Annotated in this window: 20 protein-coding genes; 12 read left to right on the top strand and 8 right to left on the bottom strand. The window is 68.8% G+C overall.

Annotated elements, in window-relative coordinates; genetic code table 11:
• The first annotated feature begins 120 nt into the window (after nucleotides 1-120).
• Together BO221_RS02850 and BO221_RS02845 are read left to right on the top strand one after the other, a co-directional pair.
• Nucleotides 121-717 carry a histidine phosphatase family protein gene (locus BO221_RS02850; protein ID WP_073558757.1) on the top strand — a complete coding sequence of 199 codons (597 nt, stop codon included), beginning with the start codon at nucleotides 121-123 and terminating at the stop codon, nucleotides 715-717.
• A gap of 23 nt (nucleotides 718-740) precedes the next feature.
• A complete protein-coding gene (locus tag BO221_RS02845) occupies nucleotides 741-1,937 on the top strand; it encodes a cytochrome P450 (RefSeq protein ID WP_073558756.1) in 1,197 nt (398 codons plus the stop codon).
• Between the two features lie 33 nt (nucleotides 1,938-1,970).
• On the opposite strand, the gene BO221_RS02840 is transcribed toward BO221_RS02845, so the two are convergent.
• Nucleotides 1,971-4,361, bottom strand: coding sequence for a S8 family serine peptidase (locus BO221_RS02840; protein ID WP_158079779.1), 2,391 nt, complete (start codon nucleotides 4,359-4,361; stop codon nucleotides 1,971-1,973).
• Between the two features lie 215 nt (nucleotides 4,362-4,576).
• On the opposite strand from BO221_RS02840, the gene BO221_RS02835 reads away from it, so the two are divergent.
• Genes BO221_RS02835 through BO221_RS02820 form a run of 4 tightly spaced genes read left to right on the top strand, consistent with a single transcriptional unit; the run spans nucleotide 4,577 to nucleotide 9,574 of the window.
• A complete protein-coding gene (locus BO221_RS02835) occupies nucleotides 4,577-5,710 on the top strand; it encodes an imelysin family protein (RefSeq protein ID WP_073558754.1) in 1,134 nt (377 codons plus the stop codon).
• A 9-nt stretch (nucleotides 5,711-5,719) separates the two neighbouring features.
• On the top strand, nucleotides 5,720-7,090 hold the full coding sequence (locus BO221_RS02830) for a di-heme oxidoredictase family protein (protein WP_073558753.1): 1,371 nt from the start codon (nucleotides 5,720-5,722) through the stop codon (nucleotides 7,088-7,090).
• A complete protein-coding gene (locus BO221_RS02825) occupies nucleotides 7,087-8,163 on the top strand; it encodes an imelysin family protein (RefSeq protein ID WP_073558752.1) in 1,077 nt (358 codons plus the stop codon). Before BO221_RS02830 ends, BO221_RS02825 begins: the two co-directional genes overlap by 4 nt.
• Nucleotides 8,153-9,574 carry an HTTM domain-containing protein gene (locus BO221_RS02820; protein ID WP_083680686.1) on the top strand — a complete coding sequence of 474 codons (1,422 nt, stop codon included), beginning with the start codon at nucleotides 8,153-8,155 and terminating at the stop codon, nucleotides 9,572-9,574. The genes BO221_RS02825 and BO221_RS02820 overlap by 11 nt, the downstream gene beginning before the upstream one ends.
• A gap of 18 nt (nucleotides 9,575-9,592) precedes the next feature.
• On the opposite strand, the gene BO221_RS02815 is transcribed toward BO221_RS02820, so the two are convergent.
• Nucleotides 9,593-10,483, bottom strand: a complete 891-nt coding sequence (locus tag BO221_RS02815) for a LysR substrate-binding domain-containing protein (RefSeq protein WP_233165589.1) — start codon at nucleotides 10,481-10,483, stop codon at nucleotides 9,593-9,595.
• Between the two features lie 103 nt (nucleotides 10,484-10,586).
• On the opposite strand from BO221_RS02815, the gene BO221_RS02810 reads away from it, so the two are divergent.
• Nucleotides 10,587-11,330, top strand: coding sequence for a sulfite exporter TauE/SafE family protein (locus tag BO221_RS02810; protein ID WP_073558751.1), 744 nt, complete (start codon nucleotides 10,587-10,589; stop codon nucleotides 11,328-11,330).
• A gap of 131 nt (nucleotides 11,331-11,461) precedes the next feature.
• On the opposite strand, the gene BO221_RS02805 is transcribed toward BO221_RS02810, so the two are convergent.
• From BO221_RS02805 to BO221_RS02785, 5 genes are all read right to left on the bottom strand, one after another.
• Nucleotides 11,462-12,025 (bottom strand): aminodeoxychorismate/anthranilate synthase component II, encoded by a 564-nt coding sequence (locus BO221_RS02805; RefSeq protein ID WP_073558750.1) that lies wholly within the window; start codon nucleotides 12,023-12,025, stop codon nucleotides 11,462-11,464.
• Nucleotides 12,022-13,512, bottom strand: a complete 1,491-nt coding sequence (locus BO221_RS02800; protein ID WP_073558749.1) for an anthranilate synthase component I family protein — start codon at nucleotides 13,510-13,512, stop codon at nucleotides 12,022-12,024. Before BO221_RS02800 ends, BO221_RS02805 begins: the two co-directional genes overlap by 4 nt.
• A 190-nt stretch (nucleotides 13,513-13,702) precedes the next feature.
• Nucleotides 13,703-14,764, bottom strand: coding sequence for an alpha/beta hydrolase-fold protein (locus BO221_RS02795; RefSeq protein ID WP_073558748.1), 1,062 nt, complete (start codon nucleotides 14,762-14,764; stop codon nucleotides 13,703-13,705).
• A gap of 55 nt (nucleotides 14,765-14,819) precedes the next feature.
• Entirely contained in the window at nucleotides 14,820-15,473 is a 654-nt protein-coding gene (locus BO221_RS02790; RefSeq protein WP_073558747.1) for a type 1 glutamine amidotransferase domain-containing protein, read from the bottom strand.
• A gap of 109 nt (nucleotides 15,474-15,582) precedes the next feature.
• Complete coding sequence (locus tag BO221_RS02785; protein WP_158079778.1) at nucleotides 15,583-16,029, bottom strand: RsbRD N-terminal domain-containing protein; 447 nt, start codon at nucleotides 16,027-16,029, stop codon at nucleotides 15,583-15,585.
• Between the two features lie 106 nt (nucleotides 16,030-16,135).
• Here BO221_RS02785 and BO221_RS02780 point away from each other — a divergent pair, with 106 nt between their 5' ends.
• Entirely contained in the window at nucleotides 16,136-16,618 is a 483-nt protein-coding gene (locus BO221_RS02780; RefSeq protein WP_073558745.1) for a GreA/GreB family elongation factor, read from the top strand.
• Nucleotides 16,619-16,700: 82 nt separating this feature from the next.
• Nucleotides 16,701-17,201 (top strand): NADAR family protein, encoded by a 501-nt coding sequence (locus BO221_RS02775; protein WP_073558744.1) that lies wholly within the window; start codon nucleotides 16,701-16,703, stop codon nucleotides 17,199-17,201.
• Here BO221_RS02775 and BO221_RS02770 read toward each other — a convergent pair.
• The gene (locus tag BO221_RS02770; protein WP_073559435.1) at nucleotides 17,191-17,994 is read right to left on the bottom strand and encodes an SDR family oxidoreductase; all 804 of its coding nucleotides are present in this window, start codon (nucleotides 17,992-17,994) and stop codon (nucleotides 17,191-17,193) included. The two genes, BO221_RS02775 and BO221_RS02770, sit on opposite strands and share 11 nt — an antisense overlap.
• A gap of 68 nt (nucleotides 17,995-18,062) precedes the next feature.
• Between BO221_RS02770 and BO221_RS02765 the strand changes: the two genes are divergently transcribed.
• The 3 genes from BO221_RS02765 (at nucleotide 18,063) to BO221_RS02755 (ending at nucleotide 22,655) form a co-directional block, all read left to right on the top strand.
• Nucleotides 18,063-18,419, top strand: coding sequence for an HNH endonuclease (locus BO221_RS02765; protein ID WP_073558743.1), 357 nt, complete (start codon nucleotides 18,063-18,065; stop codon nucleotides 18,417-18,419).
• A 385-nt stretch (nucleotides 18,420-18,804) separates the two neighbouring features.
• The gene (locus BO221_RS02760; protein WP_073558742.1) at nucleotides 18,805-19,467 is read left to right on the top strand and encodes a cytochrome c3 family protein; all 663 of its coding nucleotides are present in this window, start codon (nucleotides 18,805-18,807) and stop codon (nucleotides 19,465-19,467) included.
• Nucleotides 19,464-22,655 (top strand): TAT-variant-translocated molybdopterin oxidoreductase, encoded by a 3,192-nt coding sequence (locus BO221_RS02755; protein WP_073559434.1) that lies wholly within the window; start codon nucleotides 19,464-19,466, stop codon nucleotides 22,653-22,655. Before BO221_RS02760 ends, BO221_RS02755 begins: the two co-directional genes overlap by 4 nt.
• Nucleotide 22,656: the final 1 nt, after the last annotated feature.

Here is a 22,656-nt window from a genome sequence, read left to right as displayed (position 1 = left end):
GAGCGGGAAGCGTCATGGCACCGACCTTACTCTTGCCGTGGGTGAGTACCGGGCTCCACGGGGGGTGTTCCTCCGAGCCCCCAAGGGGTGGCAGAGTTCACCCGCCCCGAGAGGAACACCATGAAGCCAGCGTCCCCCGTGCTCGTCCTCGTCCGCCATGGAGACACCGCCTGGAGCCGCAGCGGCCAGCACACCGGCCGCACGGACATCCCGCTGCTGGAGGAGGGCCGCCGCCTGGCCACGAAGCTGCGCGAGCCGCTGCGCGCCTGGAACTTCGCCGCGGTGTGGACCAGCCCCCTGAGCCGCGCCAGCGAGACCTGCGCGCTCGCCGGCTATGGGGACGTGGCGCAGCTGCGCTCGGACCTGATGGAGTGGGACTACGGCACCTTCGAGGGCAAGACCAAGGCGGAGATCCGCGCCACCAGCCCGAACTGGATGCTGTGGACGGATGGCGTGCCCTGCGGCGAGTCCGCGCGGGACGTGGGTGCACGCGCGGACCGCATCATCGCCGAGGCCCGCTCCGTGGACGGCAACGTGCTCCTCTTCGCCCATGGCCACCTGCTGCGCGTGCTCGCCGCGCGCTGGCTCGGGCTTCCTCCCACCGAGGGCCGCCTGTTCACGCTGAACACCGCCTCCATCAGCGTGCTCGGCCTGGACAGCGATGGGGACCAGCAGGTCCTCCAACTCTGGAACGACACCACCCACCTGCGCGGTTGAGCGCCAGCATTTCGAGACCATTCATGAGCGACAAACCCAACGTCTACTCACCTGAAATCTGGAACGACCCACACCCCTTCTATGCGGCGCTGCGGCGTGAAGCACCCGTCAGCCAGGTAGAGCCGAGTGGCATGTGGGCGGTGACGCGCTACGAGGACGTGCTCTACGTCCTCAAGAATCCGCAGCTCTTCTCGTCCGAGGGCTTCCGCCCCGCCGTCCAGCCGGCCTGGCTCCAGCAGCGCAACCCGGTGGCCGACTCCATCCTGATGATGGACCCTCCGACGCACACCCGCTTGCGCGCGCTCATCACCCGGACGTTCTCGGCCGCGGGCGTGGCCCGCCTGGAGCCATTCATCCGCGACTCGGCTCGGTCGATCGTCGACGACATGCTGGCGCGCCGCCGGGTGGACTTCATGGAGTCGATGGCCCTGGTGCTGCCCTCGCGCGCCATGAGCGCGCTGCTGGGGTTGGATCCCTCGTTGGCGCCGCGCTTCAAGACCTGGGCGGATGCGGTGACGGGCGTTGGCATCGTTCCCGCGGAGGACATGAAGCGGCGCACCGAGCTGACCGGCTACCTGGACGAGCTCACGCATCACCTGACGAGCGTCCTGGAGGCGCGCCAGCGCGAGCCCGGCAACGACGTGGTGACGGACCTGCTCCAGGCCCGCGCGCAGGGCGGCTCCATGTCGGATGACGAGCTGCTGGGCTACTGCGTCCTGCTGCTCGTCGCGGGGCTGGAGACGACGTATGACCTGCTGGGCATGAGCGCGCTGACGCTGACGGACAACCCGGACATCTGGGCGCGGCTGAAGAAGGACCGGACGCTCGTTCCCAAGTTCGTCGAGGAGGTGCTGCGCTTCCACGCCCCCTCTCAGTCCACCATCCGCACCACCACCCAGGAGACGGAGCTGGGCGGAGTGCGGCTGCCCAAGGGCGCGACGTTGCTGGTGCAGTTCGTCTCGGCCAACCGCGACGAGTCCGTCTTCCCCAACGCCCACCGCTTCGACCTGGAGCGCACGGGCTCGCCGCACCTCACCTTCGGCCAGGGCATCCACTTCTGCGTGGGTGCGCCCCTGGCGCGCATGGAGGCCCGCCTGGCCCTGGAGGCGCTGCTCGAGAAGTGTGAGCGGCTGGTGCGCGAGCCCGGGCCGGTGACGTGGAACGTGGCCATCACCACCCGCGGGCCCGCGGTGCTGCCCCTGGAGCTCATCCCCGCCTGAGCGCGACGGAGCGGCATCGGCCCGGGCTTGCCTTCAAAGGCTCGGGCTCACCGTGAACGTGGGCATGGAGCTGCTGGCACAGTTTCCAGCGGGGTCACAGGCACTGATGCTCCAGGTGTGGGGCCCATCCGCCAGGTCCACCGCCGGGGTGTGCTGCGTGGAGGACGTCGTGAACGTGTACGCTCCCGAGTCGATGCTCACGCGATAGCTCACCCCGTACAGATCTCCCGAGGCGGACCACTCGAGCAGGGGACGCCGCGAGCCGACCACCGCCCCGTGCGCCGGGCTCACGGGCGTTGGCTGCGTGGGTGCCACGGTGTCCACGGTGAACCGGGTGATGGGGGACGTGGTGCAGTTCTGGTGCGTGTCACAGGCCATCACCCTCCAGTAATGGCTTCCCTGGGTCAGGTCCGTGGGCCAGTCGTACCCGCCAACGGTGCCCACGTTACCGATGTTCCGGCCATCCATGATGATCTGATAGCCAGAGATGCCATTGGCGTCGGAGGCGTGCATCCAGCGCAGCGCCGGGCGGACCGTGCGCACGTACTGGTAGGACGAGGGCGAGGTGAGCACGGCCGCGGTGGGGTACACACCGTCCATCACGAAGTAGTACACATGGGTGGAGTTGCGCCAGTTGCCATACGCATCCACCGCTCGCACGGACCACTGGTGGGTGCCATCACTCACGTTGGGGAGGTAGTACGAGGTGCCGCTCGTGCGGCCAACGAACTGCCCATCCAGGAACACGTCGTAGTTCACGTAGAAGTCGGGGGCTGCCTGCCAGCTCAAGGACGCGCTGCGCCCCCCGAGGCGGGCGTAGTGCGCCGGGCTCGTCACGTTGAAGACGGGCGGCGGCACCTGTTCCCCGAAGGAGAGCGCGCAGTCGGCCGCGCTCTTCGCGTTGATGACGCCGGGGTAGCGCACGAGCCCGTTGAGCTGGGGCGCGATCGTGTAGCCGAAGCACGACATGTACACGTACGGCGTGGCCTGGGGGCGCAAGCTCTTGATGAGCCCCGCCACGCCGCTGACGAGCGGAGCCGCGGCGGAAGTGCCCCTGAAGGGAGCGAACTGATTCCCCGGGTAGAGTGAGACGAGATCGGTGTCACCGCCCCCATAGGCGTCACTGCCAAAGGCCGCCGAGTCCACGGAGGTGGCACCGTAGTTGGATGCGTACACGGTGCCATCCGCTGCCGTGTAGAAGTAGGAGCGATCGAAGCGGTCATCCACGGCGGCAACCGTCCACACGTTGTAGAGGTCCATGCCCGCCGGCGCGACCTGGCAGGTGCTGTTGCCGCAATCCAGGTTGAGGTTGTCGTTGCCAGCCGATGTGACGAACAGGATGTCGCGCTCACCCGCACGGCGGATGGCCGCGTAGAGCGGATCGTTGTCGTTGTTCTGGAAGGCGTAGCGCGATCCGCCCGAGTAGTTGATGACATGGGCGCCGTTGCGCGTGGCGTAGTCGATGGCGTTGATGACCTGGTAGTAGCCGAAGGAGCGCTCGGGATTGGACGGGTGGGAGACGTTCAGGGCGAGGATGCGGGAGCCCCAGTTCACCCCCGACATGCCGTAGCCGTTGCCCGCGCGGCCCGCGATGAGTCCCGCCACCGCGGTGCCGTGGGTGCGTGCCGTCTCGGGAGGCAGGCAGCGGGAGTCCTGCCAGGAATCCGTAAAGGTGCAAGCGCCCACGAACTCAGGGCCATCCGCGTGCGAGAGATCGATCTGCGAGTCCACCACCGCAACGGTCGAATAGTAGAACTGCCCACGGCCATGGGCCGCCAGCGTCACGTCCCAGGCCTCGTCGGCATCGATGTCGTAGTCATACGGACTGCCGGTGATGCCCGTGCGCTGCCCCACGTTGTAGAGGTACCACTGGTTCTGCGGCCACCAGGCCCCCGTGGAGAGAAGCGGATCGTTCCAGGTGACGTGGGCCTCCATCGGGCTGTCCGGCACATAGACGACGTCCTGAGGCAACCCCTGGAGCAGCCGGCGCACCTGGCCTGGAGGAAGCTCCTCGGGCAGCTCGAAGAAGTACCAGCCATGGAAGAGCTCCCGTGTGCCGCGTGCATTCAGCAGACGCTCCACCTGGGGATGGAGCCGCTGCCGCTCTCCCTCCGGCAGACGGAGGAGGACGCGGCGCGAGGGCCTCTCGCCGGGCTCCGGACGGGCCTCGCGTGCGAGCTTGGAGGGCTGTTGCACTTCGCCCTGAAAGGGTTCCACGCGCGGGAACGCCACGGGAGCCTCCGGACCCGTGGCGACGGTCCGAGGCAGCACCGGGCCCTGCACGTACGCAGGCACCTGGGGCAGAGCCCGCACCCAGTCCGCGCTGGAGGCTCCGGGCGCATGCTGGAGCTGGTCCGCCGGCAGTTGCTGCGCATGCGCGGCCCATCCCGCGAGCCCCGCCACCAGCCCCGTGAACAACTTCAAGGGGGGCATCAAGAAGAGAGCGCTTCTTCGCGTTGCGTTCACATGGACCTCCGGGAGCGGGCGTTGGCGGATCCTGTGCCCCATATCCATGGATTTTCAATAATTCCAGCATTCAGTGTTGTTCATGATTAACCCCACTAGACCAATTTTGACTTTGATTTTCAATTTCGCTATCGAGCCACCCCATTCGTAGGAAGCACTCGAAAGGGCCACACATGAAGAAGCTGGGTTGGATGGCATTGGCTGCGGGAGCGCTGGTCTCCGCGGGTTGTGCAACGGATCCGCTGGAGGAGTCGCGGGCCCGGCCGGTGGTGGAGCGCTACGCGGCGCTGGTGAATGAGAACTACACGGACGTGGTGACGAAGGCGCGGGAGCTGCAGACGGCGGTGAATGTCTTCGTGGCGGACCCCACCGAGGCGAAGCTGGCGGCGGCGCGCAACGCGTGGCTGGCGGCGCGTCCCGCCTACGGCCAGAGCGAGGCCTTCCGCTTCTACGGCGGCCCCATCGACGACGAGGACACGGGCCCCGAGGGTCTCATCAACGCCTGGCCGCTGGACGAGGCGTATATCGACTCGGTGACGGGCGCGCCGGAGGCCGGCATCATCAACGCCACCCTCGAGTTCCCCACGCTCACCGAGGAACTGCTCACCTCCCTCAACGAGCGCGATGGTGAGACGAACATCGCCACCGGCTACCACGCCATCGAGTTCCTGCTGTGGGGCCAGGACGAGAGCAAGACGGGCCCGGGCAACCGGCCGGCCTCGGACTTCGAGACGGCGCCCAACGCCGAGCGCCGCCGCCAGTACCTGAAGCTCGCGACGGACCTGCTGGTGAAGGACCTGGAGTCGGTGCAGGCGGCGTGGGCACCGGGCGCGAACAACTACGGGAAGACGTTCAGCGCGCAGGAGCCGAAGGAGGCGGTGCTGCGGATCCTCACCGGCCTGGGCAGCCTGAGCGGCGCCGAGCTGTCCGGCGAGCGGATGACGGTGGCCTACGACAACAGGGACCAGGAGGACGAGCACTCCTGCTTCAGCGACAACACGAAGGCGGACCTGTACGCCAACGCGGTCGGCATCCAGAACGTGTACCTGGGGCGCTACGGCACCCAGGACGGCAAGGGCCTGGACGAGCTGGTGGCGGCGGTGGACCCGAAGCTGGACGAGGAGATGAAGCAGCGCCTGCAGGCCAGCCTCGACGCCATCCAGGCAATCCCCGGCTCGTTCGACCAGGCGATCGACAATACTGAGGGCCGGCAGAAGGTGAAGGCGGCCATCGAGGCGCTGGAGGCGCAGACGGAGACGCTCGTCGACGTGGCCACCGCGCTGGGCATCACGCTCAACCTGGAGTGAGAACGAATCATGCGGCGCACGATCAGTCTGTTGCTCCTCCTCGCCTGCGCATGCGGTGAGGAAGGGCCAGAGCCGGGCGAGGAGCTGTCCGGCGGTGCCACCACCGTCCACGACACCACGCGCAACGCCTTCACGCTGGCGGCGCGCAACCTCCAGGGCGATCGGCGCGATGCCTTCTTCACCGGCAACGCGCTCTTCAATCGCAACTGGGTGACGGCCCCCGCTTCCACCACGGGCCTGGACGGACTGGGTCCCACCTTCAACGCACCCTCGTGCGCCGCATGTCACTTCAAGGACGGGCGCGGCAAGCCCCCGACCGAACCGGACGAGAAGCCGATGTCGCTGCTCTTCCGGTTGAGCATCCCCGGGCAGGACGCCCATGGCGAGCCGCTCGGGGACCCCACCTACGGTGGACAGCTCCAGCCGCAGTCCATCCTCGGCGTGCCCGAGGAGGGCGAGGTGACCCTCACGCACTCGTTGCGCGAGGGCCGGTACGCGGACGGAACGGCGTACTCATTGGAGGAGCCCCACTACACGCTCACGAACCTGGCCTTCGGCCCCGTGCACCCGGAGCTGATGATGAGCCCGCGGGTGGCGCCGGTGATGGTGGGGCTCGGCCTGCTGGAGGCCATTCCGGACGCGGCGCTGGAGGCGCTCGCGGATCCGGAGGACAAGGACGGCGATGGCATCTCCGGCCGCATCAACCACGTCTGGGACGTGGAGCACGGCGAGCCGCGTGTGGGCCGCTTCGGATGGAAGGCCAACCAGCCCTCCCTGCGCCAGCAGAACGCGGGCGCCTTCCAGGGAGACATCGGTATCACCTCGGACCTGTTCCCATCGGAGAACTGCCCTCCCCCGCAGACGGGGTGTCATGACTCGCTCTCGGGGGGAGCGCCCGAGCTGGAGGCCGAGAAGCTGGAGCAGGTGACGTTCTACACGCGGATGCTGGCCGTGCCCGCGCGCCGGGACGTGAACGAGCCCGAGGTGCTGCGCGGGCGGCGGCTCTTCCGGGAGCTCGACTGCGCGAAGTGCCACGTGCCGCGCCATGAGACGGGCACGGTGGAGGACGCGCCGGAGCTGTCGAAGCAGGTCATCTTCCCGTACACGGACCTGCTGCTGCACGACATGGGACCGGAGCTGGCCGATGGCCGCCCGGACTTCGAGGCCACGGGGAGCGAGTGGCGCACGCCGCCGCTGTGGGGAATCGGGCTGGTGGAGACGGTCAACCGCCACACGCGCTTCCTGCACGATGGCCGGGCCCGCTCGCTGGAGGAGGCCATTCTCTGGCACGGTGGCGAGGCCGAGCGCTCGAGGGAGCGCTTCCGCGACCTGACCGTGAACGATCGTACCGCGCTGCTGCGCTTCCTGGAGTCGCTGTGAGCCCCATCCTGCGCCGATTGATTGCCCCCACCCTGCTGCTATCGCTCGCCATGGCGAGCTGCGGCGATTCCCAGGGCACTGCCCTGCGCTTGGCCTTCCTGAAGGAGCTGGCCGGGGACGTGGCCCTCCCCGCGTACCGGGACTTCGACACGCGCGCCGAGACGCTGGCCGGAGCCCTCGCGGCGCTGGAGGCCACGCCCACGGAGACCACGCTCACGCAGGCGAAATCCGCCTGGAGGGAGGCGCGTGCGGCATGGCTGCGGCAGGAGGCATTCCGCTTCGGTCCCGCGGAGGAGCAGCACACGTCGGCCGCGGTGAACCAGGTGCCGTCCACCACGGGCATCGACAACCTGCTCGCGGGGAACGTGGAGTTCACGGAGAGCTTCCTCGCGGAGCAGGGAGCGAACCGCAAGGGACTGCTCGCCATCGAGTACCTGCTCTTCGACGCGGCGGCCACGGAGGATGGGAGCGCGGGGGCTCGGCGCCGGGCGTACTTGAAGGCGCTTGGGGCCGAGGTGCACAAGCTCGCCACGGCGGCGCGCACCGCCTGGGAGCCGGAGCAGGGCAACTACGTCGATCAGTTGAGCAAGGCGGGCAACGAGGGAAGCCCCTACACCACGCAGAAGGATGCGGTGGACACGGCGGTCAACCGGCTCATCGCCTGCGTGGAGGTGATGGAGTTGAAGCTGTCGAAGCCGCTCGGCTTCGAGACGGGAGGCACGGTGCGCCCCGAGCTGGAGGAGGCACGGCGCAGCGACAACTCGCTGGCGGACCTGGGGAACGCGGTGCTCGGGATGGAGCGCGTCTGGCTGGGGGCGAATGGGAACGGAGGGCTCTCGAAGGTGATGGCCGCGAGCAACAAGCAAGCGGACGCGACGGTGCGTGGAGACCTGGCGGCGGTGCGCTCGGCGCTGGAGGCGATTCCGCCCCCGCTGCGCACGGCGCTGACCAACGACCGCGAGTCGGTGGAAGCGGCCCGGGCGGCCCTGTCGACGCTGCGAGCCACCCTGGCCTCCGAGGTCGTGTCCAACCTGGGCGTGACGCTCAAGTTCACCGACAACGATGGAGACTGAGCACACTCCCCTCGCCCCAGTCACTCCCCTCGCCCTCCGGGAGAGGGGCGGGGGTGAGGGTGCCACGGGCCCCGGGTTCTCCCTCCGCGCCTTCCACCAGCGTCTCACCGCCACCCTCTTCGCCCCCGTGGACCCCTCCTCGCTGGTGGCGTACCGGGTCATCTTCGGGCTGCTGATGATGGCCGCCGTCGCGAGGTTCTTCGCGTACGGGTGGATCCACGAGCACTACCTCGCCCCCAAGGTGCTGTTTCCGTACGCGGGGCTGGAGTGGATCCGCCCGTGGCCGGGCGTGGGCATGTACATCCACTTCGCGCTGATGGGGCTGGGAGCGCTGGGCATCACGCTGGGAATCGCGTACCGGGCGAGCGCACTCACGTTCCTGCTCACGTTCACGTACGCGCACCTGATCGACAAGACGTACTATCTCAACCATTACTACTTCATCTCCCTGGCGGGGCTGTTGCTGGTCGCGCTCCCGTTGGACATGAAGGGGCGGAGCCACGTGCCCGCGTGGTGGCTGTGGCTGATGCGAGCGCAGGTGGGGCTCGTGTACTTCTTCGGCGGGGTGGCGAAGCTGAAGAGTGACTGGCTCATCCACGCGCAGCCGATGAAGATCTGGCTCTCGGCGAGCACGGACCTGCCGGTGCTCGGCCGGCTCTTCGAGCAACCGTGGGCGCCCCAGGCCTTCAGCATCGCCGGAGCGGTTTTCGACCTGTGCGTGGTGCCCGCGCTGCTGTGGAAGCGGACGCGGTGGCTCGCGTACGCGGCGGTGGTGGGCTTCCACGTCATCACGCGGATGCTCTTCCCCATCGGCATGTTCCCGTGGCTGATGATGGCGGGAGCCCTGCTCTTCTTCCCGCCGGACTGGCCCCGGCGGCTCGCGAGCTGGCTGCGGCGCGAGCCGGTGAAGGACCGAGAGCCCGAGTCCCCCACGTTGCCCTCGAGGAACTCCTGGCTCGGACCCGCGCTGGCGGTGGCCTTCCTGGGAGTGCAGTTCCTCCTGCCGTTGCGGCATCTGCTCTACCCGGGCGACGTGATGTGGACGGAGGAGGGCTACCGCTTCTCGTGGAACGTGATGCTGATGGAGAAGGACGGGATGGCCGAGTTCCGCGTGAACGAGCCCGCCACGGGGAAACGGTGGGTGGTGTCCCCGAGCCAGCACCTCTCGCCCTACCAGGTGAAGATGATGGCCACACAGCCGGACATGCTGCTGACGTTCGCGCACTACCTGGCGCGCCACTTCGCCGAGCAGGGACACCCGGGAGTGGAAGTGCGCGTGGACGCCTTCGCGAGCCTCAATGGACGGCCCCGCCAGCGGCTCGTGGATCCCACGGTGAACCTGGCCACGGTGGGACCGTGGGACAGCGTGCACGGCTGGGTGCTGCCCTTCCGCGAGGTGGCGCCCCCTTGAGAGGGCCACACCTGGGCCTCAGGCGGACGCGCTCAGGTGTTGGAGCAGTTGCCGCGCATGGAGCGGCAACTCGGCGAACCGGCGCACACAGAGGGTGAGCTGGCGCCGGGCCCAGGCATCCGTCAACCGGAGTCCGCGGATCGCCATGGACTTCTGACATCTGCGGGCGGCGGTCGCGGGCACCACGCCGATGCCGATGCCGCGCTCGACCATCCGGCAGATCGCATCGAAGCCACGCAGACGGACCCGGAGCTTCAACCGGCGCCCGGCGCGTGCCGCGTGCTCGGACAGGTAGTCCTGGAGCGCGCTCCCCGAGGCCAGCCCGACGAAGTCATGCTCCAGCACCTCGGCGAAGCGCAGCTCCCGGCGGGCCGCCAGGGGATGCGCTCGCGCCGTGACGACCACGAGCTGATCCACGCGGAACGGAAAGGTCTCGAGACCCGTGAGGCCGACGGAATCGGAGACGATGCCCATATCCACCCGTCCCTCGGCCACGGCCTGGACGATCTCGTAGCTGAGCCGCTCCTCCAGGTCGATGTTGACGTTCGGGTGCTCCGCCAGGAAGGAGCTCAGCGCCTCCGGGAGGAACTCGGTCAACGCGGAGGTGTTGGACATGAGGCGGACGTGGCCCTTCAAGCCGTGGGCATACTCGCCGAGCTCCCCCCGCATCCGCTCGAGCTGCTCCAGCACGGTGCGCGCATGATGGACCAGCGCGCGTCCCGCCGGAGTCGGGCGGACCCCGCGCCGCTCCCGCTCCAGCAGCGGGACACCGAGTTCCTCTTCCATGCCGCGGATGCGAGCGCTCGCGGAGGCCAGGGCGAGATGGCTCCGCTGGGCTCCTCCCGTGATGCTCCCGGCTTCGGCCACGTGGAGGAACAATCGCAAGTCGGTCAGATCGAAACGCATCATCGGTTCCTCGGAGCATGCCAGTGCGCCAGCCTTCGTCTGGGACGAAGGCAGCCTCAGCCAATCCCAGATTGTCCGGCCTCGCCAGCACCCTCAATCTGGGCGCATGGGATCTCCTTTGCTGTTGGCTACCGCCAGCTTCCTGGCCGGCGCGATGAACGCGGTCGCCGGTGGCGGCTCGTTCGTCACCTTCCCCGCGCTCGTCTGGAGCGGCGTGCCCCCGGTCGCCGCCAACGCGTCGAGCACCGTCGCGCTGTTCCCGGGCAGCTTCGCCAGTGCCTGGGCCTACCGTGACGACTTCAGGAGCTTCGAGGGAGTCTCGGTGAAGGCGCTGCTCCCGGTGAGCCTCGCCGGCGGGCTCACGGGAGCCCTGCTGCTCCTCCTGACGCCTCAGAGCACCTTCAACGCGGTGATTCCCTGGCTGCTGCTGCTCGGCACGCTGGCCTTCGCCTTCGGCCGGCAGGCGGGCGCGGTGCTCCGGCGGTTCATCCGGATCGGGCCGGCATTGCTGCTCGGGGGACAGTTCGTTCTCGCCATCTACGGCGGCTATTTCGGAGGTGCCGTCGGACTCATGATGATGGCGGCCTGGAGTCTCTTCGGCGTCAACGATCTCCAGGCGATGAACGCGGCCAAGACACTGCTCGTCGGGGCGACGAACACGGTGGCCGTTGCGTGTTTCGTCATCGCGGGAAAGGTCTGGTGGGCCGAGACGCTGCTGATGGCGCTGGCGGCGGTGGCGGGTGGTTATGCGGGTGCGCGCGTGGGCCGAGGCATCCCACCGGCTCGGCTCCGCCTCGGCATCACGGCCTTCAACGTGGCGATGACTACCGCGTTCTTCCTGCGCGCGTGAACCCGCGAAACCGGCTGCACGGAGCCAACCCGGGACCTCCGGCACCCTCACCCCGACCCTCTCCCGGAGGGCGAGGGAGAGGGGGCGTGGGTCTGTCTATTGCCTGTCTATTGTCTACAGAGGGCCTTCGACTACAGCTTCCCATCGAGGAAGTTGCGCACCAGCCGGGGGCCCTCGGGCGTGAGGACGCTCTCCGGATGGAACTGCACGCCCACCACCGGCAGCTCCCGGTGCCGCAGGCCCATGATGAGCCCGTCCGGCGTCCACGCCGTCGCCTCCAGCTCCGCCGGCAGCGTTCCCGCGTCCACCACCAACGAGTGGTAGCGCGCCGCCTGGAAGCCCGCCGGCATGCCCTCGAAGATGCTCCGGCCCTCGTGGCGGATGGACGCCGTCTTGCCGTGCACCGGCTCGGGCGCCCGCACCACGTTGCCGCCGAACACGGCCCCGATGGACTGGTGGCCCAGGCACACGCCCAGCACCGGCACCTTCGCGCCACGGATGGCCGCCATGCTCACCCCGGCCTCGTGCGGCGTGCACGGCCCCGGCGACACCACCAGGTGCGAGGCGCCCGATGCCGCCACGCCCGCGGCGTCGATCTCATCGTTGCGCACCACCTTCACCTCGGCACCCAGCGTGTACAGCAGTTGCACGAGGTTGAAGGTGAACGAGTCGTAGTTGTCGATGACGAGGATCACCGCACACCTCCCTCACGCGCCTGCTTCAGGGCCGTGGCGAGCACCCGTGCCTTGGCCTCCGTCTCGTCCGCTTCCTTCGAGGGCACCGAGTCCGCCACGAGTCCCGCGCCCGCCTCCCACAGCGTGCGGTCCCCGTCGATGTAGAAGGTGCGCAGGGCGATGGCCAGGTCCAGCGCGCCGCAGAAGGACAGGTAGCCCACCGCGCCCGCGTAGGGGCCACGGCGCGTGGGCTCCAGCTCGTCGATGATCTGCATCGCGCGAATCTTCGGAGCCCCGGACACCGTGCCCGCCGGGAAGGTGTACGCCAGCGCGTCGAGCGCGTCGTACTTCGCGTCGAGCTTGCCGCGCACCTGCGAGACGATGTGCATCACGTGGCTGTAGCGCTCGATGATCATCAGGTCCTCGACGCGCACCGAGCCTGGAGCCGCCACGCGGCCCACATCGTTGCGGCCCAGGTCCACCAGCATCATGTGCTCGGCGCGCTCCTTCTCGTCGGCGAGCAGCTCCTTCTCCAGGGCCTGGTCCTCGGCATCGGAGGCACCGCGGCGCCGAGTGCCGGCGATGGGGCGCACCACGACATCCCCATCACGCACCTGCACCAGCAGCTCCGGGGAGGCGCCCACCAGCGCGCGCGCCTCGCCCAGCTCGATGTGGAAGAGGTACGGCGAGGGGTTGATACGGCGCAGCGCCCGGTACAACGAGAGAGGCGGCGGCGCCCCCCGGGCCTCGAAGCGGCGGGCGAGCACCACCTGCATGCAGTCACCCGCGCGGATGTACTCCTTCACGCGCTCGACGGCGGCCTCGTAGCCGGCGCGGTCCCAGTTGACGGAGATCTCCGCCTCGCCGCGCATGGGCGGATGGGGGACATAGGCATCCACGGGCAGCGGGCGCAGCAGCCGCGCGGCGAGGGCCTCGGCGCGGGCCTCGGCGTCGGCGAGCGCCTGGGCGGCACTGCCATGACGGTTGGGCCGGGCGATGGCGGTGGCATGCAGCGTCTGGGTGCGCGAGTCGTGGGTGACGAACTCATCGCACAGCAGCCACTCGGAGTCGGGGAAGGAAGTGTCGCTGGAGTGCCGGTCGGGCACATGGCGCTCGAACCAGGACATGCAGTTGTAGCCGAGGTAGCCCACGAGGCCGCCGACGAACGGAGGCTCACCGGGGAGCTTGGCCACGGCGTGGTCGCGCCAGACGGAGCGGAGGACGTCGAGCGGAGCACCCTCGAAACGCTGCTGCTGGTCGCCGCGCCAGAGGGTGCCGCCGGTGCGGTCGAGCCGGAGCCGGCCGGAGGGTGCGGTGCCGATGTGGCTGTAGCGGCCGAAGCGCTCGCCACCGTGGCAGGACTCGAGGATGAAACCTCGCGCGCCACCGAGCTTGAGGTAGGCGGACAGCGGGGTGTCGAGGTCGGCGGGGAGCACGACCGAGACGGGGACCGCCTCGCCCTTCTCCGCGCGTTGGCGGTAGGCCGCCTTGCGCTCCTGAGCGTTCATCACGTTCCTCTGTGTAGGCCCCCTCTCCCTCTGGGAGAGGGCTGGGGTGAGGGTGTTCCAGACGGTCACCCCATCACCGATGGATTGTCCCCGTTATTCCCGGGCGGGGAAAGGGCCACGGGAGCCCGATGCCGTCCCACCGGCCCGGCTTGACAAGACCGTCGCCTCGGCCCCTGTCCGAGCGAGCGTCTCACTCCTCGCGACGGCCCTGCTTCCCGGTGCCGAACAACCACTCCAGGCCACGCCACACGTTGTCACGCCAGGCCGAGTAGTTGTGCCCCCCATGATACTCGCGGTACTCGGCGCGGTGCCCGGAGGAACGGAGCACGGGGAGCATGCGCTCATTGCCCTCGACGAGCGCCTCGAAGTGGCCGCAGTCCATCCACACATCGAGCGGCCGGGACGAAGCATTGCGAGCCAGGTCGAACACCACGAAGTCACGGTTCCACACGCTGAAAGCGCCCGACTGCGAGAGCACACGGCCAAAGACGTGCGGGGCACGCAGTCCCGTGTACAGGGAGATCAACCCTCCCAGCGACGAGCCGAGGACACCATGGACACCGGGCTCGCGCGTCTCATCCAGGAGGTTCAGCTCACAGCGGGCGAGCGGCAGGACCTTGTCGAGCAGGAAGACCACGGTGGCCTCGCTGCACGTGTACTCGACGGTGCGAGCGGGGCCACCGTTGGCCACCATGGCCAGCGCGATGGGACGGATGCGGCCCTGGGCGACGAGGTTGTCCACGATGGAGGGAAGCTTCGAGCGGCGCAGGTAGTCCGGCCCGTCGAACACCACGACCAGCGGGCAGGGCTCGGAGGTGGGAGGCGCATAGAGGTGGACGGCGCGCTGGGAGCCCACGCAGAACTCATGCGTCTCCACCAGGTGGCGGGTGACGGTGCCGCGCGGCACGCCACGCTGCCGCAGCGCGAGGGGCGTGGGCCGCGACTCGGGCATGTGGAAGTAGTGGTTGAAGTCCCCGAAGCCGTTGGAGGTGAGGCGCTCGTTGAGCGGATCCCTCACCCGCCGGCCCTTCGCGTCCAGGAACGCGTACTCCACATACGAGTCGCGCGGCAGCGTCAGCGTGTGCGTCCACAGCCCCGGAGCCACCTCCTTCAGGGGGATGGGCTCACCCGACCAATCCAGGAAGTCCCCCGCCACGGACACGGGCTTGCGCCCGCGCCACACGAACGTGGCCGTCTCTCCGTCGATGACGGGCGTGCCCTCCTCGCGGGCTCTCTGCTCGAGTGTCGTCATCTTCCACATGGGAGCGGACGGTAGCCGCCCCCGATGAGCCCTGCCAGCCTTGCCGCTAGCGCGCGAGGGCAGCACGGGCCGGGCGGATGGCCACCAGCCCCAGCAGGCCGGCGAACAGCCAGCGGCCCCAGTGCGAGCGCTTCTCCACGGGGTGGTTGCGCGGGGCATACTCATCGAAGAGCGACACCATGCCCTTGATGAAGTGGCGCATGTCGAGGGGACTGCGGCTGGAGAACCAGCGGTCGTCGCGGACGCCGGGCTCATCCATCCACTGGGCGCCCGCGTTGCGCAGGTCGTCCTTGATACCGGGCCACGAGGCCAGCTTGCGTCCACTGGCCAGGCCCGCGGACACGAGCACCGAGGGGCCATGACACAACGTCGCGATGGGCCGGCCGTGGCGGTCGAACTCGCGGACGAAGTCGAGCACCTCCTCGCTCTGGCGGAGCTTGTCCGGGTTGACGAAGCCACCGGGGATGAGCAGCGCGTCGAAGTCCCTGGGGCGGACCTTGTCCACCGTCTCGTCCACGCGGACCTTCTTGCCCGGCCACATCAGATTCATGCCCCGGATGTGTCCCTTGTGCAGGGAGATGATGTCCACCTGGGCACCGCGCTTGCGCAGCGCCTTCACGGGGATGGTGAGCTCCACCTGTTCGAAACCATCCGCGGCCAGCACGCCCACCCGGATGCCCCTCAACGTCTTCCTCGCCATGTGCCTGCGCCTCCCGGTTTTCTTCCCGGGCAATCGTCGGCATCCCTCGCACACGCGGCATTCCCCGCTCCCTGGACTGGAGGGCGGCCAGGAGAGCGGCCGGAAGGACTCACGGCCCCATGGCCTGCGTGGCCTCCCGAGGGGCTCCGTATTTGGCGAGGATCTGCCGGGCGAACTCCGTCGTGCAGACGGCCACGACGTCATCCAGGTCGCGGTTGAGTTGGATGACCTCGGCGGGCGAGGCCTCGCCTGGTTGCTCCGCCCAGACGCCCAGCAGCACGTCCCGGAGCACGGCGAGCTCCGCGAGCACCTCCACGAGGTCGAAGTCATCTCCGACGCGCTGGAAGGCATGCACCCGGGAAAGCATCTGGCTGCCGTAGACATCGGCCGCATCGCGATCGCGCAGCCGCACGACAAGCCAGTCGAGCAGGTCCGGAACGTGGTTCTCGAGGCTCTCCTCGGAGAGGTGCCGCGCGTCACTGAGCGTGCGCACCATTTCCTTCCAGCGGACGATGACCTCCTGCCGATGACGTTCGATGAGTTGAGAGAGTCCCATGGTTGTCTGAATGTCGGTGTGCCCGAGCATGCCCACAAGGGCCCCTGTCCCATGGGACAAGCCATGAGTCCCCAGGCAGGATGCCGAGCATCCGGAAGGGAGCAACATGTCGAAGGCCTTCACGAAGGAAGATACGGGCGGAGAGGACGTACTGCTGCCCCCGAGGCCCCGCTCGACGACCGGCGAGAAGCGGTACATCACGCCCGAGGGCTACCGGGCCCTGCAGGAGGAGCTCACGGCGCTGACGGCGCTCCACAGTAGTGCGCGCCCTCCTGACTGGGCACGCCGGACGCGGCAACTGGCCACCACCCTGGAGGAGATCAAGGTGGTGGACTCGGAGCACCCCGACGAGGAGCACGTCTACTTCGGCGCGTGGGTGACGCTCGAGGGCGAGGAGGGAGAAGAGACGGCGTACCGCATCGTCGGCCCGGACGAGGCGGACGTGAAGGCGGGCCGCCTCAGTGTCGAGTCGCCCCTGGCGCGGGCCCTCCTCGGCAAGGAGCCGGGCGAGTCCGTCCGGGTGGAGCGTCCCCGAGGCGCCATGGAGTACACCATCACCAGCGTGTCCTACCGGCCGCCCACCTCTTGAAGCCCCAGGTGCGCTGTCAGGGACGAGAGCTTGCCCCGTCAGACTTGGTGTTCATATAACACCAACCATGCGAGGGTCCCTCATGAGCGACGCACAGCGCAGGTTCACCTTCTTCTGGCGGAACCAGTCCCCCTTCTCGCAGTGGCACCCGTCGGAGTTCGTGGTGGAGGGTGTGCGCTTCACGTGTGCCGAGCAGTACATGATGCACGGCAAGGCGGTGCTCTTCGGGGACGAGGAGATGGCGGCGCGCATCCTGGAGGCGAAGACGCCCAAGCAGCACAAGGCACTGGGGCGCAAGGTGCGCGGTTTCGACGGCGCGGTGTGGGAGCGCGAGCGCGAGCGCATCGTCTATGAGGGCAGCCACGCCAAGTTCACGCAGAACGCGGAGCTGCTCGCGGCGCTGCTGGCCACGAAGGGCACCGAGCTGGTGGAGGCCAGCCCGATGGACCGCATCTGGGGCGTGGGTCTCTCGGAGGAGGACCCGCGCATCCAGGACCCCGCGACGTGGCGGGGTCAGAACCTGCTCGGAAAGGTGCTCACGCGTCTGCGCGAGGACCTGCTCGCCACTGGCGTCAGGGCTTGACCTGTTTCAGCATCCGCGAGGCGATCCGATCGATGACGCCCGGCGCAATCGCCTTGATGGCCAGCATCAGCTTCGCGGCGGGCACCATCACCAGGTCGCGCTCGCGGCGCTCCATGGCGCGCAGGATGAGCTCCGCGCAGGTGCGCGTGTCCATCACCCGGTTGCCCTTCTCCTCGGCGATGTCCGTGTGGCCCGCCGAGCCATCCGGGCCGAGTGCCCGCGAGCGGATGTTGGAGGTGACGAACCCCGGTGACACGACGAGCACGTCCACGCCGGTGCCGCTCAGCTCGATGCGCAGCGAGTCGAAGAACCCCTGCATGGCGTGCTTGGTCGCGGCATAGCCGCTGCGGGTGGGCGCGCCGTTCTTGCCCGTCAGCGAGGAGATGGCGACGAGCAGGCCCTTGCGCGTCTTCAGGTGCGGGAGCGCCGCGTGCGTGCAGTAGACCGCCCCCAGGTAGTTCACCCGCATGAGGCGCTCGAAGATGGAGAGGTCCGTCACATCCTCGAAACGGCCCCGCATCGCCATCCCGGCGTTGTTCACGAAGCAGTCGATGCCGCCGAACGCCTCCACGGCGCGCGCCACCAGGCTCCGGCAGGCCTCCGGGTCACCCACGTCCGTGGGGACCACCACCGCCCGGCCTCCCGCCTGCTCGCAGCGCTGCTTCACCCGCTCCAGCTCCGCTTCGCTCCGGGCCGCGAGCACCAGCTGCGCCCCGCGCTCCGCGAGCGCCACCGCCAGCTCCTCACCGATTCCCGAGGACGCCCCGGTGATGACCACCGTCTTTCCTTGCATGGGCGGAATGCTCGCTCCACCCCCACCCCCCATGGCACCCGGCGCCCCTTCCATCTATTAGAAGAGGTGTGAGCACCTCCAAGCGCCGCCGCATCCTCGAGATCGTGGCCACCGACGCCACCTTCGAGCGCACCGACCACCGCGGGCGCGAGGTGTGGCTCGGAAAGTGCTTGCACTGCAACACGTTCCTGGCCATCAGCCTGGACGGCGAGCCCATCAGCCGCGCCACCATCGAGCACATCATCCCCCGGGTGCACGGCGGCACCGACGCGTTGGAGAACCTCGGCCTGGCGTGTGCCCGCTGCAACCAGGGCAAGGGCAGCCGGCATGATCGCCACTTTGATCGCGATCCCCGGGTCCGGCAGTTGGTGGACCGACTTCTGGAGCGCCGCCGCGAGCGCTGGCGTGATCCGAACGACGCGTGAGCGGCCTCGAGTTCAAGCCCCCTTCCATCTCGTAGAAGAGAACATCATCCGGGCAAGTTTCCACCCGCGCCACAACGCGGCGGGTCCGTGGTATCCCGCCGCTCGCGGACAGAGAAAGGTTGACACCCGGATAATGATGCTCGATGGTCGCGCGCCGCGTTGGGAGGGGACAAGGAGGAGGGACCCCACCCACCGCACATCTTCAGTCGGATGGGGTCGGGCGTGTCCGCATGTCTCCTGTCAGGGCAGGAGCCGTCGCAGCCACAGCAACGCCGTGCATGAGCTTCTTGTTCCAGTCTTCCCGTGCCACCTCCGGTCCGGCCGCACCGTCCTCCCGGTCGCGTCCTCTGGAGCTGCCCCAATTGACTAGCCCCCGGTCCTGGATATGAGCGGTCCTCTCTTCCCACGCTGGACGAACACGGTGTCGCGAGCCTCGGCCGCGGCGCTTCTTGCAATCCCCGCGATCGCGCTGGGCGGTCTGATGGCGTACGTGCGTTCCCCGTTCGTCACCAACCAGAACCGGCCCATCGAGCAGCCGATCGAGTTCGATCACCGGCACCACGCCGGTGACGAGCAGATCGACTGCCGCTACTGCCACTTCTCCGTGGAGAAGTCGCCGTCGGCGGGCATCCCCTCCACCACCGTGTGCATGTCGTGTCACGCGCAGGTGTGGAACAAGAGCCCGTACCTGACGCTGGTGCGGCAGGCGTACTTCACGGACCAGCCCATCCCCTGGGTGCGCGTCCACAACCTGCCCGACTTCGTCTACTTCAACCACGCCATCCACGTGGCCAAGGGTGTCGGCTGCGTCACCTGCCACGGCCGCGTGGACCAGATGGCCGCCATCGAGCAGTACCAGCCGCTCACCATGCAGTGGTGCCTGGACTGCCACCGCAACCCGAAGCCCAACCTGCGTCCGCAGGAGTTCATCACCAGCATGACCTGGCAGCCGCCCGAGAAGCACGAGGAGGCCGCCCAGCTCGCCGACGCGCTGGCTGAACAGTACGACGTTCACTCGCGCACGAGCTGCACCACATGCCACCGCTGAAGTCCAAGCTCGACGGAGCCCCCATGAAGGACACCCCTACTTCCTTCGCCCTGCCGGTCGTCTCCGACAAGGCCGAGGCCGCTCACGACCACGACCACAACGACGTCGTGGGTGAGGCGCTCGATCACGCCGCCGCGCACTCCGTGCAGTCCGAGGGCGCCTACGGAAAGACGTACTGGCGCAGCCTCGAGGAGAGGCTCGGCCAGCCCGAGTACCTCGAGGAGACCCGCCCCGAGTTCCCCGTGGGCGCGGACCTGGCGCCCACCGGCGTGGCCCGCCGCGAGTTCATGCAGCTGCTGGGCGCCTCGCTGGCCCTGGCCGGCGCCACCGCCTGCTCCACCCGTCCGGTGGACGAGCGCATGGTGCCCTACACCCGCACGCCTCCCGAGATGGTGCCGGGCAATCCCCTGCACTACGCCTCGGGCATGACGTTCGGGGGCCACACCTCCGGTCTGCTCATCACCGCGCGTGAGGGCCGCCCCATCAAGGTGGAGGGCAACCCGCAGCACCCCGTCAACCTGGGCGCCGCCGGTACCTTCGAGCAGGCCTTCCTGCTCTCCCTGTACGATCCCCAGCGCGCCCGCGTGCTGCGCTACCGCAAGGAGCCGCGCTCGCTGCGCACCTTCGGTGAGGACATCGGCACGTTCATCGCCAAGGCGGCGCAGGAGAACGGTGGAGCGCGCGTGCGCTTCCTCACCGAGCCCAACGCCTCCCCGGTGCACGGCGATCTGCGCGCGCGCATCCAGTCGCGCCTGCCCAACGCGAAGTTCGTCACCTACACGTCCGTCACCCAGGATCCGGCCAACGAGGGCACCAACGCGGTGTTCGGCACGCCGGCCACCCCGGTGTACGACTTCACGAAGGCGAACATCGTCGTCTCGCTCGACGCCGACTTCCTGGAGAGCCGTCCGGCCAACCTCGCCTACGCCCGTGCCTTCGCCCGCCGGCGTGACCCGGCCGAGGGCAGCCTCAACCGCCTCTACGTCGCCGAGCCGCGCTACAGCCTCACCGGCGGCATGGCGGACCACCGTCTGCGCGCGAAGTCCCAGGAAGTGCTCGCCATCGCCGCCGCCATCGCCTCGCGCGTGGGTGGAACGGCCGCGGGTCTGGGTGCCGCCGCCTCCGCGAAGGCCCAGCTGAACGCCGCCCACCAGAAGTGGGTGGACGCCGTCGCCGCCGACCTGCGCGGCTCCGCTGGCCGCAGCCTGGTGGTGGCCGGTGAGCGTCAGCCCGCCGCGGTGCACGCCCTGGCCGCCGCCATCAACGCGGCGCTCGACAACGTGGGCCAGACGGTCCGCTACGTGGCCCCGGTGGTCACCGAGAACACCCAGGCCTCCGGCCTCCGCCCGCTGGTGGAGGAGCTGAACAACGGTGGCGTGGACGTGCTCGTCATCACCTCCTGGAACCCCGTCTACAGCACCCCGGCGGACCTGGGGCTGCGCAAGGCGCTGAGCCCGGAGAACCCCAACCGCAACAAGGTCACCGTCGTCTACACCTCGCTCTTCGAGGACGAGACGAGCGCGTACGCCGACTGGTTCATCCCGGCCGCGCACGAGCTGGAGGCCTGGAGCGATGGCCGCTCCGCCGATGGCACGGTCACCGTCGTGCAGCCGCTCATCCAGCCGCTCTACAACGGCGTGCCCACCTCGGAGCTGCTCGCCCTCTTCCTGGGTGAGCCGTACCGCAGCAGCTACCAGATCATCCGCGACTTCTGGCGCGGCCGCTCCGCCGCCATCGCGGACTTCGAGACGGCCTGGGAGACGTGGGTGTCCGTGGGCATCGTGCCGGACACGGCCTCGCCCGCCGTCACCGCCGCGCCCAACCCGGACGCCGCCCGCGCCGTGGTGGAGGGCTACACCCCGCCCGCTTCCGGCGGCCTCGAGGTGAACTTCGTCACGGACTACAAGGTCTTCGACGGCCAGTTCGCCAACATGTCCTGGCTGCAGGAGCTGCCGGACCCCATCTCGAAGATCACCTGGGACAACGCGGCCTACGTCAGCCCGGCCACCGCCGAGGCGGAGAAGTTGCAGCCCGGTGACAAGGTCAAGCTCACCACGCGCACCGGCTCGCTCGAGGTTCCGGTGTGGATCATCCCCGGCATCGCCGATGGGGTGGTCGTCCTCCCGCTGGGCTACGGCCGCACGGGTCTGTTCGAGACGGTGGCCAAGGAGGTGGGCTTCAACGCCAACCTCGTGCGCAGCGTGGACGCGCCCTGGTTCGAGGGTGGTGCCAAGCTGGAGAAGGTGAAGGCCACGCACAAGTTCGCCCTCACCCAGAGCCACTGGCGCACCGAGGGCCGCCCCATCGCCCTGGACATGCCGGTGGAGCAGTTCCGGCACGAGCAGGAGCAGGAGAAGAAGAACGCGAGCCCCTTGCTGTTCCGCGTTCGCGGCGACGTCGAGAAGGCCAACCTCATGCCGGATTTCAAGTATGAGGACTACAAGTGGGCGATGGCCATTGACCTCGCCCGCTGCACCGGCTGCGCCGCGTGCGTGGTGGCCTGCCAGTCGGAGAACAACATCCCCGTCGTGGGCAAGGAGCAGGTCTCCCGCAGCCGCGAGATGCAGTGGCTGCGCATCGACCGGTACTTCTCCGGCCAGGAGCTGCACGACCCGGAGATGGTCATGCAGCCGGTCGCCTGCGTGCACTGCGAGAAGGCGCCCTGCGAGTACGTGTGCCCGGTGAACGCCACCGTCCACTCGGACGAGGGCCTCAACGACATGGTGTACAACCGCTGCGTCGGCACGCGGTACTGCTCCAACAACTGCCCGTACAAGGTGCGCCGCTTCAACTACCTGCACTACACGGCGGACAAGACGCCCACGCAGAAGATGCAGATGAACCCGGACGTCACGGTGCGCAACCGCGGCGTCATGGAGAAGTGCACCTACTGCGTGCAGCGCATCGAGCGCGTCCGCATCAAGGCGCGCGTGGAGAAGCGGCCCATCTTCGAGAAGGAGCTGCAGACCGCCTGCCAGCAGACGTGCCCCACCGAGGCCATCGTGTTCGGCACCCTGAGCGATCCCAACGCCCAGGTGACGAAGCACCACAACGACGAGCGCGCCTACAAGCTGCTGAACGAGCTGGGCACCAAGCCTCGCACCGCCCACCTCATCCGTCTGCGCAATCCCAATCCCGCCCTCGCTGCCGCCAAGCCCACCGGCGGCTCGCACGAAGGAGGCCACTGAG

The sequence above is a fragment of the Archangium sp. Cb G35 genome (genome assembly GCF_001896145.1).
GTDB lineage: Bacteria > Myxococcota > Myxococcia > Myxococcales > Myxococcaceae > Archangium > Archangium violaceum.
Note: the sequence above shows the minus strand (reverse complement) of the source record. Positions and strands in the feature narration are given on the sequence as shown.